Origin of the sequence: Polynucleobacter sp. UK-Kesae-W10 (assembly GCF_018881575.1) — a bacterium.
Taxonomy (GTDB): Bacteria; Pseudomonadota; Gammaproteobacteria; order Burkholderiales; family Burkholderiaceae; genus Polynucleobacter.
This window is the reverse complement of sequence record NZ_JACVQB010000006.1, coordinates 115,685-129,842: the sequence shown is the minus strand read 5'-3', so window position 1 is coordinate 129,842 and position 14,158 is coordinate 115,685. Positions and strand designations below refer to the sequence as shown.

The 14,158-nt window shown below is 45.5% G+C and carries 10 protein-coding genes and 1 tRNA gene; 1 reads left to right on the top strand and 10 read right to left on the bottom strand.

Translation table 11 applies throughout. From position 1 onward, the window contains the following. Positions 1 to 123 precede the first annotated feature (123 nt). From ICN24_RS09620 to ICN24_RS09600, 5 genes are all read right to left on the bottom strand, one after another. Entirely contained in the window at positions 124 to 1,887 is a 1,764-nt protein-coding gene (locus ICN24_RS09620; RefSeq protein ID WP_216223420.1) for a carbohydrate-binding protein, read from the bottom strand. A 68-nt stretch (positions 1,888 to 1,955) separates the two neighbouring features. Next, the gene (locus ICN24_RS09615; RefSeq protein WP_216223418.1) at positions 1,956 to 3,374 is read right to left on the bottom strand and encodes a TolC family protein; all 1,419 of its coding nucleotides are present in this window, start codon (positions 3,372 to 3,374) and stop codon (positions 1,956 to 1,958) included. Beyond that, positions 3,364 to 4,761: an HlyD family type I secretion periplasmic adaptor subunit gene (locus tag ICN24_RS09610; RefSeq protein WP_216223416.1), complete on the bottom strand. Its 1,398-nt coding sequence runs from the start codon at positions 4,759 to 4,761 to the stop codon at positions 3,364 to 3,366. Before ICN24_RS09610 ends, ICN24_RS09615 begins: the two co-directional genes overlap by 11 nt. Next, on the bottom strand, positions 4,758 to 6,926 hold the full coding sequence (locus ICN24_RS09605; protein ID WP_216223414.1) for a type I secretion system permease/ATPase: 2,169 nt from the start codon (positions 6,924 to 6,926) through the stop codon (positions 4,758 to 4,760). The genes ICN24_RS09610 and ICN24_RS09605 overlap by 4 nt, the downstream gene beginning before the upstream one ends. 6 nt (positions 6,927 to 6,932) lie before the next feature. Beyond that, positions 6,933 to 7,202, bottom strand: coding sequence for a hypothetical protein (locus tag ICN24_RS09600; protein WP_216223412.1), 270 nt, complete (start codon positions 7,200 to 7,202; stop codon positions 6,933 to 6,935). A 207-nt stretch (positions 7,203 to 7,409) separates the two neighbouring features. Between ICN24_RS09600 and ICN24_RS09595 the strand changes: the two genes are divergently transcribed. Continuing rightward, the gene (locus ICN24_RS09595) at positions 7,410 to 8,033 is read left to right on the top strand and encodes a TetR/AcrR family transcriptional regulator (protein ID WP_216223409.1); all 624 of its coding nucleotides are present in this window, start codon (positions 7,410 to 7,412) and stop codon (positions 8,031 to 8,033) included. 404 nt (positions 8,034 to 8,437) lie between these two features. Here the strand turns inward: ICN24_RS09595 and ICN24_RS09590 are convergent. The 5 genes from ICN24_RS09590 to rpsU form a co-directional block, all read right to left on the bottom strand. Continuing rightward, positions 8,438 to 8,514 (bottom strand) — tRNA-Ile (locus tag ICN24_RS09590). A 13-nt stretch (positions 8,515 to 8,527) separates the two neighbouring features. Beyond that, a complete protein-coding gene (gene rpoD / locus ICN24_RS09585; protein WP_216223407.1) occupies positions 8,528 to 11,098 on the bottom strand; it encodes an RNA polymerase sigma factor RpoD in 2,571 nt (856 codons plus the stop codon). A 223-nt stretch (positions 11,099 to 11,321) separates the two neighbouring features. After that, a complete protein-coding gene (dnaG, locus tag ICN24_RS09580; RefSeq protein WP_216223406.1) occupies positions 11,322 to 13,274 on the bottom strand; it encodes a DNA primase in 1,953 nt (650 codons plus the stop codon). Positions 13,275 to 13,322: 48 nt separating this feature from the next. Further along, positions 13,323 to 13,769 carry a GatB/YqeY domain-containing protein gene (locus ICN24_RS09575; protein WP_216223405.1) on the bottom strand — a complete coding sequence of 149 codons (447 nt, stop codon included), beginning with the start codon at positions 13,767 to 13,769 and terminating at the stop codon, positions 13,323 to 13,325. A 130-nt stretch (positions 13,770 to 13,899) separates the two neighbouring features. Beyond that, the gene (gene rpsU / locus ICN24_RS09570; RefSeq protein WP_011903537.1) at positions 13,900 to 14,112 is read right to left on the bottom strand and encodes a 30S ribosomal protein S21; all 213 of its coding nucleotides are present in this window, start codon (positions 14,110 to 14,112) and stop codon (positions 13,900 to 13,902) included. Between the last annotated feature and the right edge of the window lie 46 nt (positions 14,113 to 14,158).

Below are 14,158 nucleotides of genomic sequence, written 5' to 3'. Positions count from 1 at the left end.
AAACCTCTAGGATTTCAAGAGGTTACAGCGCCTGATTATCGGTGTGTAGCGTTTTGTGTAGTGGTTCAGATAGAAAATGGCCCAAAGATTTCTCTTTGGGCCATTCATTTGCTAGCTTTAATTCTATTTGTGACCGCCTAATATCGATGCAAACTGAAATTGGGATTGTGCCAATGAGCTATTGGTTGCATTTGATGTTGTAGAACCCGCACCCGAACCATTATCTCGGTTCAAAGACCACATTGAGAGTTCAGCTACCCTTGCATCAGTGGCCGCATAACTAGCCAATTGTTGTGCATCAGCAAGCGTAAACACTTCACTGGTAATGTCATTCACCCCGATCAGTGCAGTAGCTCCGATTTTGGTAGATTGCATACCTAAGTTATTCAGCTGCACTTCAGTGGCCTTGATTGCATCAATGGCATCTTGACCCATTTTGCCGCCATTATCGACAGTTGTGCCGTAATCCATTGTCATGATATTGGCGATATCAATACGCACACCATCAGCCTTGGCTTGCTTCAGTAAATTCAGCCCATTGTCTACTAAGCCCTGAGGCAAAACAGGAATGGTATAGGTTACTTGTAAGCCAGGATTAGCGGCCTCTAAAGCCTTCAAGGCTTGATCACGCAACTTATTAGCAGCGACATTATCGATAGCCGCTCCTTCAATATCAAAATCGAGTGAATTGACACCATAGCGATCAATAACGGATTGATATTCAGCCTGGAGTTGAGTAGCCGATGTAGCTGCTACAGCCGGATCTATGCCTGCAGCACCGCCAAATGAGATAGTTACTTTTACTAATTCCGCTTGCAAGCCTTTCACATCGGCAAGCACGCTATCTCCATTTGGAAACGAGTCATTAGCAATAGTATCGATACCAGCCCACCCAATTCCTCCTTTACCATTGCTTTGGATAAAAGCCATCGTCAACGCTTTCAATCCCGCTGTAGCGGCCATTTGGACAATGTTTTCACCAGGGTTCAATGTCATATCAACATAAGGCGAGAATACTGGTCCAGCTGGAGCAGCGGTTAATGTGGTGGTTGTCAGACTTGTAGTGTTTGGGGATACGCCTTGGGCATTCACTGCTTCGACCGAGAATGTATAAGTCGTGCTAGGGTTCAATCCATTGATTGCAATGGCTGTATCTTTTGTAGTTGCTACCTGCACGCCATTCTGAAAAACAATATAGCTTGTTGGCAAACCTCCACCACTTGCCCACGATAAACCAACGGCGGTATTTGTCTCACCTGTCATCGTTAAATTGATAGGTGCATTAGGAGCCGTAATTTTGGTAGGCCCAACCAGCGTCCAAGGTTGGCCAGAACTTGAACCTCCGTTATGGGTGGAGGGATCGCTTCCACTGACCCACCAGTTTGCTTTATAGGTATTACCGTTAAAGGTAACTAGTTGGCCGGCCGTATACACAGCCGTCGCAGAGTAGATGAGTGGATCTGTAGCGCTAGTTACTGGAGGCGTTACTACTGGCGGCGTTACCACTGGTGGTGTTACCACAGGCGGGGTTACTACAGGTGGAGTTGTAGATCCACTGGAAACAACCGTCCAAGGCTGACCTGTATTTGCCGCGCCATTATTTTTAGACGGGTCCTTACCCTGAACCCAATAATTGGCCTTATAAATGACGCCATTCAGAGTGACCGTCTGACCAGCGGTATACACCCCTGTTGCCGAGTAAGCAGGGTTAGTAGGTCCACCGGCGATGATAGTCCAAGGCTGCCCTGAACTAGAGGTACCACTATTTAATGCTGGGTCTGAACCGCTCACCCAATAGTTTGCTTGATAAGTAATTCCATTTTCCGTCACTGTCATACCAGCGGTATAAACAGCCGTTGGTGAATACGTTGCAGTTGTTGTAGTCATTTGAGACTCCTTATAAATGAATTATGTTGATTAAGACAATCCGTTTGCGTAGTTTCAGGAGGGAGGCATCATTGCATACCCCCTTTTCCTAATAGCCCAGCACTTGCCAATAGTCTTAAACGTGATGAGCGCCATTCGGAAATACACCGAATTTTTTCCTGCTGAGCTTCTGCCAAGGCAGTTTGTGTTGAGAGTAATTCCAAAATATCAGCAGCCCCTAGGCTGTATCTCTTGACCGAGGATTGAACGGCAGAGTTGGCAGACTGCAATAACTTTTCAGAAGCATCCAAATTAACAATGGATGAACTTGTGTCTGAATACGACTTCACAATTTCCATCAGAATTTGATGTTCGACCTCTTCCATCTCGGCCCCAGCTTTCTCGGCCTGGGCTTGAGCGCCTCGAATTTTATAAGTTCTACTAAAACCCTCAAATAATGGGATATTGATAACAAATCCAACTGAAGTCGTATTTGAATTAACCGCTTGCAAGCCTTGATTGGGGTAACCGTTTTTATAAAAATTCCCTGAAAAATCGATAGTTGGCAAACCTTCCGAGCGAGCGGTAGTAATTTTTTCTTGAGCAGATCCCCATTTAGCCTTTGCCGCCTTAATGGCTGGATGTTCTTTTTGCGCAGCCTGTAACCACTCGTCCAAATCTTTTTGGGTTTGTTTATGAGTTTGCTCTTGCGGCTCCTGCACTGTTATTTTGGTTTGTGCACTTAAACCCATGGCAAAAATGAGGCTCGCCAGAGTCTTACGATATTCACCTTGAGCTCGGTTGCTAGCAAGTTGCGCTTTTGAAAGGGCTGTTTGAGCTTGTAGAGTATCGCTCTTAGCAGATACTCCTTGATTCTCGCGCCGGATTGTGGCGTCCAATGCAGCCTGTGCATATTGCACAGATAACTCTTTACTTTTAACAGTAGCCTGTGAAGTTAAGGTGTCAAAATAATTACCAATAATGGTAGACATAGCTTTCTGCATACTAGCGTCATGAGCAGCAAGCGCTGATTGCAGTAATAAATTTGCTGATGCGCGATTTGCTCCCCTGCCGCCGAAGTCAAATAAGCGCCAATTCAGATTGGCATATGTACTTTGTCCATTAGTAATACTGTTGGCATATGTCGCCTGAGGGTAATTAACTTGAGTTTGCTGCGGACTCAAAGATGCATTTAATGTTGGTAAATATGCAGCGCGGGATTCACCCACAGCACCGGTTTGAATTTTGATATTTGCCCAAGCTTGCTTAATCTGCGGGTTATTACATAAACCTAAGTCGATAACTTCACTTAAAGCCAAGGGCTGATTTAGATCTACCTGTGCAGGACACACAATGGGAGATTGATCAGGCAAAAAAGGTCCCTTTGCCAACACTGGAGGGGCAGCCCCTAAGGGGTCAATCCATAGATCAGGAACGCCGACATCTTGCGAGGCTTGTGCAACACTAAACACGAAGGGCCAAATCAAATGAAGTAGCTTAGCGTTCATGCAAGCTCTCCCGACCATGGGTAATTAAAGGAGAGAGGACATACTCGATAATGCGACGTTCGCCTGTTTTAATTTCAACATTAGCAGTCATGCCTGGGGTTAATGGCATATCTTTGCCATCCACTACTATGCTTGGCTTATCAATGGTGACCTTAACGGCATAAAGCAATCCTTTAGGACCCTCTTTATTAGTTTGCGGGTCTTTATTGGAAACCGATCCAGAACCATTGTTTGAAAAATCAATTGCATCTCTCGATACATGACTCACTATTGCGGGAACAGTCCCGTACTTGGTGTACTCATATGCGTCAATTTTGACCTGTGCCTTTTGGCCATCTCTCAGGAAACCAATATCTTTGTTTTCAATATAGGCTTCTAATTCAACATTCTGACTGTCCGGCACTAGGACCATAATTGTTTGCGCTGCTGGCACTACGCCACCAATGGTGTGAACTGCTAACTGCTGGATAGTGCCATCAACAGGGGCCATTATTCGTAACTGCTCACTATGTGCAGCCGCTTTGTTGACATCTTGTGCTGCACCAGACCAAATACGAGTGGCTTGATAGAGTTCGTCTTGTAGTGTTTTACGGGTCTCTGAAGTCAGTGATGCTAATTGTGTCTTAGCGTCATCTAACTGCCCCAAAATTTCAATACGTGCTTGCTCTTTTTCTAAATAAGCATGCTCAGAGACATCGTGATCCTTAGCCAATTCAGCGTAGTTATTAGCACGACGTGTAGCCAGAGGTAAAGCAGCGCTATATCGCTTCACTTGAGATGCAATCCTTGCTCGTTTAGCAGAATATTCACCCCATTGATCATTCATGTGGCTTACTGCACTTTGATAGTGCGCCTCATCTACCCCCTGAATCGGGGCTAATGTTGGAGGAGTACTTGTTTGAATGGCACTCAGGAGCGCTTTAGAACGCTCCATTTGTAATAGCGCTAATTGACGATCTCCCTCTGCCTTATTACGATCACTATCAGCGCCTCTTGCATCTAACTCAATGAGAAGATCTCCAGCCTTAACATGCTGGCCTTCTTCAACAAAGAGTCCTATTACTTTTGCCGTTTCTACTGAGGCAATGGTTTTTGTATAACCCCCAGCAATGATCTTTCCTTGACCATTGACAATAATGTCGACCTTCCCAAATATTGACCACAATAGAATCAAAAAAATGAAGCCAATGAGAATACGCGCCACCCATCGTCCCGCTGGCGAGACTGGTGTAGCCTGCAAAGAAAGCGCTGCCGGCAAGAACTCTGCTTCATGAGCTCTGAGATCCGGAAGATCCAATTGTTTTCGACGCTCCCACCAAAAAAGAAAGGATTCGCGATAGCGCCCAAGTAGCTCTTTGATTGCTTCTGTTCGATGGCGCAAGCTCATGATTTGCCTCCATCTTGCAAATGATGAAGATGATGGTAGATGCCTGCATGATTTTCTAATAGCTCTTGATGTGAACCTATTTCAACAATTTGACCCTTATCCATCACGATGATGCGATTAGCATCGCGTACGGCTGATAAACGATGCGCAATTATCAGAACCGTACGATCCTGACAAATAGAGCGCATATTGTCTTGAATAATTTTTTCTGATTCATAGTCAAGCGCACTGGTTGCCTCATCAAAAATCAAGATGCGAGGATTGGTGATTAGGGCCCGAGCAATCGCAATACGTTGCCGCTGCCCACCAGATAAACCTGTGCCATGCTCACCAATCATGGTGTCATATCCTTCGGGGAGCTCACAGATAAACTCGTGTGCACCTGCTAACGTCGCAGCGGCTACGATAGCCTCAAAAGGTAGGCTAGGATTACTTAAGGCAATATTGTCTCTAACGGAACGATTAAACAGAGTATTTTCTTGAAGAACAACACCGATCTGCTGACGCAATGAGGCCGTATCTATGATGGCAATATTTTGGCCATCCACCAAGACTTTTCCTCGATCAGGGACATATAAACGCTGCGCCAATTTTGTGAGGGTACTTTTACCCGAACCAGAGCGGCCAACAATGCCAATGACTTCCCCCGGGGATACTGATAAATTCACATTCCTGAGAACTTCTACTCCATCCGCCCGATAACGGAAAGAAACACCTTCAAAACTAATAGCTCCTTGTAGGCGAGAAAGGCGAGTTTTCTGACCATCTATCTCCGTATGCGTATTAAGAATATCTCCCAAGCGGCTCATAGAGATGCCCACCTGCTGAAAGTCATTCCATAGCTGAGCCAATCGCAAGATTGGACTAGAAACCTGGGTGGCAAGCATATTAAATGCGATTAACTCACCCACGGTTAATTTGTTATCAATGACAAGACCTGCACCAATCCACATAATGAGCGCGGTAACGACCTTGCTAATAAGGCCGACAGTGCCACTTGCAACAGTTGACACATTGGTTACCGATAAACCTGCAGTGACATACCCCGCCAATTGCTGATCCCATTTTTGAACCCATCGTGGCTCAACTGCCATTGACTTCACCGTATCAATGCCGCTGATGGTTTCCACTAAAAAAGATTGGTTTTCTGCGCCTTTATTAAATTTCTCATTTAAACGATCACGAATGATTGGGGTACAGAAAAGCGAAATGACTACATATAAGGGTATTGATATGAGGACAACTAAGGTTAGCAAAGGGCTATACCAGAACATGACCGCCAGAAAGATGAACGAAAAGAGTATGTCCAAAACCACAGTCATGGCATTGCCAGTTAAAAACGAGCGTATGTTTTCTAACTCTCGAATACGAGCGACAGAGTCGCCTACCCTACGAGATTGGAAATAGGAAATGGGAAGATTGAGAAGATGACGAAATAGTCTTGCACCTAACTCCACATCAATCTTAGAGCTGGTATGCGCAAAGACCCAGGTTCTAATGCCATTGAGGGCGGCCTCAAATACCATGGAGCAAATTAAGCCTATAGCAATGACATTGAGAGTTTTCATTGCATGATTGACCAAAACCTTATCCATCACGACCTGGAAAAACATTGGAGTAATTAGGGCAACAAGCTGTAATGCGAGTGAAATGATCAATATTTCACCCAATAATTTTCGGTATTTCACAATAGCCGGAATAAACCAAGTGAAATCAAAGCGCGCCATTGCGCCAGCAAAGCTCGCCTTGCTCGTAAAAAATATGAATTCACCAGTCCACAAAGAAAATAATTCATCCAAAGTGATTAGTAACGGCGCCTGCCCTGGATGCTGAATCAGCAGCTTTTCTTCAATGAGCTTTGCAACGATGAAATATTCACCCTCTTTACTAATGGCAACAGCCGGCAAGGGGGCTTTATTCATCCGACTAACATCCTGCTTAATAAGCTTCGCAGTCATACCGAGATCACGAGCAGCCAACAGTATTTGCTGATTTGTCAGCTTGGCGCCAAAATCATGAGTGATTTTGGAGGCATCAGCTGAAATGCCATGCAATGCAGCCATCGAAAGAATGGCCCAAAGACCAGAATCTATCTTTGCCTCAGCATTGACATTGGAGTCTGCATCAGGATTAGCATCGGGTTCTTTACTTATTTTGATGTTCATTTTTTGTTACTGGCAGTACTGCATATACATTTGAGTTAACTGCATTTGGCTACCTCTCTGCGACTGCTCCATTCGATCAACCGCTGCCAGAGCAGCCGCTTCACCACCATCAATACTTGGAACAGGCCACGTGGATGCTCGGACCAAACTTGTTTGCAAGTTCGATTGACTGTGTTGAATTTTTTGAGCTAGGTTTTTGTAAATCTCATCCTTTGTTTGAGCATTTACATACCCAAAAATGCCCATTGCTGCTAAACCTACGATAATTTTTTTCAATTCTCGCTCCGGTCATACTGTTTCTATGTAAGAATATTACTCACACTTTTCGTCAAAATTAGCGTATTTTTATTCGGTAATGAATTTACTAAAAACCCATATAAGTAAAGGCTTATCAACCTATATATCGAATTCATTCGGTATTAATTTCTGAATGTTTTGTAATTTGCCGATAGAATTACTTAAATCCATTCAGATCTAAAATTTATGAGCAATTCTGATTACTACCTTACTAACGAATCCAAGCAAGATCGCAGCCAGGTACGCGTCGAGAAAATACTTGATGCAGTTGAGGATTTAATGGTCCAGACTCCATCGAAAAAGATCGACGTCCAGTCGATAGCCAAAAAGGCTTTTGTCTCAGTTGGAGCGATATATCACCACTTCCCTTCTGTTGATAGTATCTTTGCAAGTTTGTTAATACGAAAAGTTCGCCGAAGACTAAATTCATTAATTACATTGCTAGAAGGTCTAGGGCCTGAAGTGACCCTAGATATGGCTGCTGACAAAATGATTGACCAAACATTTGCTGAGTGGAATCAAAAGCCAATAGCAGCTAAAAAAGAGACTCTGTCCTTGTACTATCAAAATGCAAGCAAACCAGAGTTCTACTCCTCCTATTCTAAGGTTTTGTATCCGTACGTTAGAGCCTGTATTCAGCGCAACACTACCGGAACCATACGCGATATTTCTGAAGAAGAGTGGCCGTTCCTTAACCGAACATCTCTAACCGCAATAATCACCCCTTTTTTGGAAGAAAATCCCATTGCCGGCACCCAGGCTCACAAGACTATAGTTAAAGACATTGTGCTGCGCATCTATTCAAAGTAGTTCCTGATGTCATGAAGAGGCCAGGTCGAACACAATAAGGTTGAGTCTTCGGCTGTGTATTTTTACTTGAAACTACTCCAACAGGCCGAGCTGTTTAGAGATCAATTTGGTAGCTTGAACCATCTCAAAAGCAGTTGTATTAGCTGGACTCAAGTCATTACCCGAGTCTATGGCTTCTTTTTACACTACAGAGTGTTGCAACCCACGGCTTTCAAATGTCAATTAATAGCCGATAGCAGTCCTTGAGCACTTACAAATCATGGGCAACAATTAGTTCGTTGCTCTAATGGCAGACCTATATATCTATTGGGGTTGCAGCGGAAGATGTGTGGAGATTGCTTACACACCTTATTGCACAGAAAGAAAAACAACTTAGGAATTTCTTCCTAAGTTGTTTGCATTACTGGTGGGCCCACCAGGACTTGAACCTGGGACCAAAGGATTATGAGTCCTCTGCTCTAACCAACTGAGCTATGGGCCCGTTAGTCTTTGGTTCAATCTTCTTCGAGGAAGGTCTTGAGTTTGTCACTACGGCTTGGGTGGCGCATTTTTCTCAGGGCCTTCGCCTCAATTTGACGAATACGCTCACGAGTAACGTCAAACTGCTTACCGACTTCTTCGAGAGTGTGGTCAGTACTCATCTCAACACCGAAACGCATACGCAATACTTTTGCCTCACGTGGTGTCAATGAATCCAACACATCTTTCACTACATCGCGCATAGAGTCATGCAATGCAGCTTCAGCTGGAGCCAAGGTATTTCCATCTTCGATGAAGTCGCCCAAATGTGAATCTTCGTCATCACCAATTGGTGTTTCCATGGAGATTGGCTCTTTAGCAATCTTCATGATCTTACGAATCTTATCTTCAGGAATTTCCATCTTCAGGGCCAAAGTAGCAGCATCTGGCTCATGACCAGTTTCTTGCAAGATTTGACGGCTGATACGATTCATCTTATTAATAGTCTCGATCATGTGAACAGGGATACGGATCGTACGCGCCTGGTCAGCAATCGAACGGGTAATTGCTTGACGAATCCACCATGTTGCATAGGTAGAGAACTTATAGCCACGACGGTATTCAAACTTATCTACCGCCTTCATCAAGCCAATATTACCCTCTTGAATCAAATCCAAGAACTGCAAACCACGATTGGTGTATTTCTTAGCAATAGAGATCACCAAACGTAAGTTGGCTACTGTCATCTCACGCTTCGCTTCGCGAGCACGTTTCTCGCCTGCAATCATTTGCTTATTGACTTCTTTCAACTCTGGTAACGGAATGACAACATTCTTCTGGATGTCGATCAATTTCTGTTGCAGTTCTTGAATTGCCGGAACATTACGTTGCAAGAGTGCGCTGTAAGGCTTGTTCTCTTTGAGTAACTTGTCGGTCCAAGTGAGGTTCATGGACATCTTCAGGAAGTCTTTTAATACTTCACCGCGATTAACGCCAACTTTGTCAACTAATAAGCTCACGATACCGCGCTCGAGTTTCCAAACTTGATCCACCTGGGAACGCATGGTGTCGCATAGCTTCTCAACGCTCTTAGCAGTTAAACGGAAACCTAACAACTCGGCACGAATCGCATCTTGCGCCTTGATATAAGCAGGACAGTTGTAACCGTCTTTATCAAATGCACGACGCATTTTGTCGGCTTGAGCGCGCACGATTGCAAACTTCTCTAAGGAGATTTGCTTGAGTTCTTCCAACTGCTTGGCATTGGCTGTTGCAGCGCCACCGCCGCCACCGCCGCCTTCATCTTCACCACCTTCTTCATCACCCTCTTCAGCATCGGGATCGACTTCTGGCTCTTCTGGTCCCAGCTTAATATCTTCAGCATTGGGATCGACCAAACCATCAACAAACTGGTCAATCTCCATTTCGCCGGAAGCAATCTTGTCTACGTTCGTCAAAATTTCGGCAATCGTGACAGGACATGCCGCCAATGCCATCACCATGTCTTTGAGACCAGCCTCAATCTTCTTGGCAATAACAATCTCGCCTTCGCGAGTCAACAAATCGACTGTACCCATTTCACGCATATACATACGTACCGGGTCAGTTGTACGACCGAATTCTGAATCAACTGTAGAAAGCGCTGCTTCCGCCTCTTCTTCCGCCTCTTCTTCAGACGCTGCAGCAGACGCGTTATCCGACAGAATTAAGGTTTCAGCATCAGGAGCTTGTTCATAAACGGTAATACCGATGTCGTTTAATAAGCTAATCAAAGTTTCCAATGCATCCGCATCAGACAACTCATCAGACATCACGTCATTCATCTCACCATGGGTTAAGTAACCCTTGGACATACCCATCTTGATCAATGTCTTCAAGCGAGCACGACGTAATTCTTGTTGCTCTTCAGTACCCAACTGTTGTGCCGCGAATTCTTTTAAGAGCGCCTTTTCTTTCGCTTTACGCTCACGAGCCTTTTGACGGTCGGTCAACACTGGCTCGGCAGCATCAGCAGGAGCATCCGCCTTTGCCTTACGGCCACGCTTCTTCTCTTCTTCAACCACCACTACTACTTCTTCAGTAGCTTTAGCCTTCTTACCCTTTAACTCTTTTGCTTCTTTAGCCTCTTCTGCTTTTGTCTTCTTAGCAGGCTCTTTGACTTCTGCTTTCACAGGCTTTGCAGGAGCAGCAGCCTTAACAGGCTTAGCTGGAGCAGTTGCTTTTACTGGTGCTTTTGGGGCGGGTTTAGCAACCGCCTTCACTGGCTTCGCTGGCACTTTTGGCGCTGGCTTAGCGGGAGTCTTTGCTTTCGCTACAGGTTTTGCTGCTGCCTTTACTGGCTTAGCGGCCGCTTTCACTGGCTTCACTGGTGCCTTTGCTTTGGGTGCTGGTTTAGCAGCAGCCTTGACAGGTTTGACTGGAGTCTTCGCCTTAGGTGCTGGTTTAGCAGCAGCCTTCACAGGTTTGGCTGGAGTCTTCGCCTTAGGTGCTGGCTTAGCAGCAGCTTTCACTGGCTTAGCCGGTGTCTTTGCTTTAGGTGCTGGTTTAACGGGAGCCTTAGCCTTAACTACTGGTTTAGCTGGTTTTTTGGTCTTGATATTCGGCATTTATTAGCACTTACTCACATTACTGTTGTTGGTCTTGACTGATGAAGCACAGCCCCGTGGTCCACTTACCCCAAATTTCATGAAAATAAAGCGCAAGTGGCTGAATTAATTCGTTTTTTTCTTGGGAACAGAGGATTATAGTCGATTGCGACTTTTTTAACCCCTGATTACCTAAAAATATGGGGTATTTTTCGGGGATTTCTAGGGGTGTATCAGTAAATTCTTAGGCGGATTTGAGCTTTTCGCCCAATTCACGATAACGGGCACGATCAAGGTCATTGGCTGTGCCTCCAGCAATCTTTTGGGCGATTTCTGTCATTTCCTGCTTGAGCTGAGCTAACTCCAGCTTTTTTAGACTCCCTTGCAGGTCCGCTACCGCGCCATCGAGCTCCAAATCAGAACCCATGACTCTTTTACGAAGTACTTCATACATCGGGGCCAGCTCACTACGAGATAGCTGATCTTGGAACATCGCAAAAGCACCTCCACCAAAACTATCCGGTTTACCGCCCTCACCGGGAATCAATTCTACTAAGTCGCATTGCAATAAGAGATCTTTCATGAGCGCCAATGCGTTAGCCGATCTTTGCTCAGCCGCTTTTAATACCAAGGCGCGCTGATTGCTATCGAGCGCTTTTCCTAAATGCGGAAACTGAATCAAGACGCGCAACATTTGCTCTGCTAAATCTGTTGGCGCTTTGGGTGGCTCGATGTTTTGTGTGGCGACACGTTTAGCAGAACCTTTGGATGCTTGCCAAGGGGCACCTTGTCGATTGCTATTGCCAGCATAGTTGCTTGGATTATTTTGCGCCCTTGCTTGCGCAGCTTGATATGAAGATACCTGTACTGGTGCAGGCACTACTGTAAGACCACAAAATGCCTCAAGCTCTGCCGGCGTGGTGTTAGTTCGGATAGCTAACTCACGCAGGATTTGGGTGCGCAATGCAATCGGTGGCATTGATAGCAAAAGGGGTTTAGCCGCATGATGCGTATGGGCCCTGCCTTCTGGGGTCGTTAAGTCATGACCTTCACTGGCAATTTTGAAAAAGAAACTAGAGATCGACATCGCCTCTTTAATTGCTTTTTCAAAAGCAGGTGCGCCATAAGCGCGCACATAACTATCGGGGTCATGCTCTGTAGGCAAAAACAAGAAGCGAATTTCTTTATCGTCAGAGATGAGTGGCAAGCAAGCTTCGAGTGCACGCTGTGCTGCGCGTTGCCCAGCAGCATCCCCATCAAAAGAGAATACGATTTTATCGGTCTGACGTAATAGCATGCGCACATGGTTAGCAGTACATGCCGTACCCAAAGTAGCCACTGCATTCGGGAAACCCAATTGTGCGAGTGCCACCACATCCATATATCCCTCGCACACCAAAACATATTCTTGGGCACGAATGGCTTGTCTTGCTTCAAATAAACCGTAGAGCGTGTTGCCTTTAGAAAAAAGTGGCGTCTCTGGAGAATTTAAATATTTAGGCTCACCTTGATCCAAGATGCGGCCACCAAAGCCAATGGTTTGGCCCTTTGGATTGCGAATCGGGAACATGACGCGATCCCGAAAACGATCGTAGCGTTTGACGGGCTGGCCGCCCTCAGCTTGCTCGCCCTGGATGATCAGCCCACCATCTAGCAGGGTCTTAGCCACTTCATCATTAGCATAGGTCCCAAATACCGCCTCAAGACCTTGCCAACCATCAGGGGCATAACCTAGCGCATAACGCTTTGCAATCTCACCAGTAAGACCGCGCCCCTTGAGATATTCAACAGCACGCGGACTATTTTTCAGTTGTTGACGATACCAATCCGCAGCTGCGCTCATGACTTCACTTAAGGCCATTGTCTGCTGCTGTCTTGCCACATCATTAGCAGTACGCTCTTCGCGCGGCACATCTAAACCAGCAGAACGCGCCAATTCTTCAATCGCATCTACATAGCCAAGACCAGAGTACTCCATGAGAAAGCTAATCGCTGAGCCATGAGCCCCGCAACCAAAACAGTGATAGAACTGCTTGGTTGGTGAGACAGAAAAAGAAGGGGATTTCTCAGAATGAAAGGGGCACAGACCTTGATAGTTTGCGCCAGCCTTTTTTAACTTAACGTGCTGCCCAACTACATCCACGATGTCGACCCGATTTAAAAGATCAGCAATGAAGGATTGTGGAATGAGTGCCATACGATGAGTATGAAACTATTTTTCTGATTGGCCTAAATGTTTTTAAACTTACTTCGCCAGTGCGGCTTTAACCAAGCCGGAGACTTTGCCCATATCCGCCTTACCAGCCAACTGCCCCTTCAGAACACCAATGACTTTGCCCATATCCTGCGGGCCTGCGGCGCCAGTAGACGCTACTGCTGCAGCTACTGCAGCTTCAACTTCCGCATCTGACATTTGTGCTGGCAAGTACGCTTGCAAAATCACCATCTCTGCAGACTCTACGGCAACCAAGTCATCGCGCCCCGCTTTTTCAAACTGAGAGATGGAATCTTTGCGCTGCTTGATCATTTTTTCGATGGTAGAAATAATGGCTGCATCATCGAGCACAATGCGATCATCTACTTCACGTTGTTTGATGGCGGCCAATAAAAGGCGAATCGTGCCAAGACGTGCAACCTCTTTAGCGCGCATTGCAGATTTCATATCTTCGGTAATTTGATCTTTCAGACTCATGGCTTTATTCCTGATGTTGAATGTATCTAGCTATATAGCTTACGTTGAGTAATTCAAAAAGCAAAAACCCGCTGCGTTTCACCGTCAGCGGGTTTCAAAGCTTCTCGGTGAAGAGAGCTTTTAAATTCTATTAGTAAAGCTTCTTAGGCAACATTTGGCTGCGAATACGCTTGTAATGGCGTTTTGCAGCAGCAGCCTTTTTACGCTTACGCTCAGCCGTTGGCTTCTCGTAAAACTCGCGGGCACGCAAGTCTGTCAAAAGACCATTTTTTTCAATGGTGCGCTTGAAACGGCGCAATGCCACTTCAAATGGTTCGTTTTCGCGGAGGCGGACTGTAGTCATACTTATTTAACTCGTATATGCTCGATAGATATCGAAAAATTAACTG

Coding starts and splice junctions, on each gene's coding strand:
- ICN24_RS09620 (WP_216223420.1), bottom strand. CDS start 1,887: ATGACTACAACAACTGCAACGTATTCACCAACGGCTGTTTATACCGCT.
- ICN24_RS09615 (WP_216223418.1), bottom strand. CDS start 3,374: ATGAACGCTAAGCTACTTCATTTGATTTGGCCCTTCGTGTTTAGTGTT.
- ICN24_RS09610 (WP_216223416.1), bottom strand. CDS start 4,761: ATGAGCTTGCGCCATCGAACAGAAGCAATCAAAGAGCTACTTGGGCGC.
- ICN24_RS09605 (WP_216223414.1), bottom strand. CDS start 6,926: ATGAACATCAAAATAAGTAAAGAACCCGATGCTAATCCTGATGCAGAC.
- ICN24_RS09595 (WP_216223409.1), top strand. CDS start 7,410: ATGAGCAATTCTGATTACTACCTTACTAACGAATCCAAGCAAGATCGC.
- rpoD (WP_216223407.1), bottom strand. CDS start 11,098: ATGCCGAATATCAAGACCAAAAAACCAGCTAAACCAGTAGTTAAGGCT.
- dnaG (WP_216223406.1), bottom strand. CDS start 13,274: ATGGCACTCATTCCACAATCCTTCATTGCTGATCTTTTAAATCGGGTC.
- ICN24_RS09575 (WP_216223405.1), bottom strand. CDS start 13,769: ATGAGTCTGAAAGATCAAATTACCGAAGATATGAAATCTGCAATGCGC.
- rpsU (WP_011903537.1), bottom strand. CDS start 14,112: ATGACTACAGTCCGCCTCCGCGAAAACGAACCATTTGAAGTGGCATTG.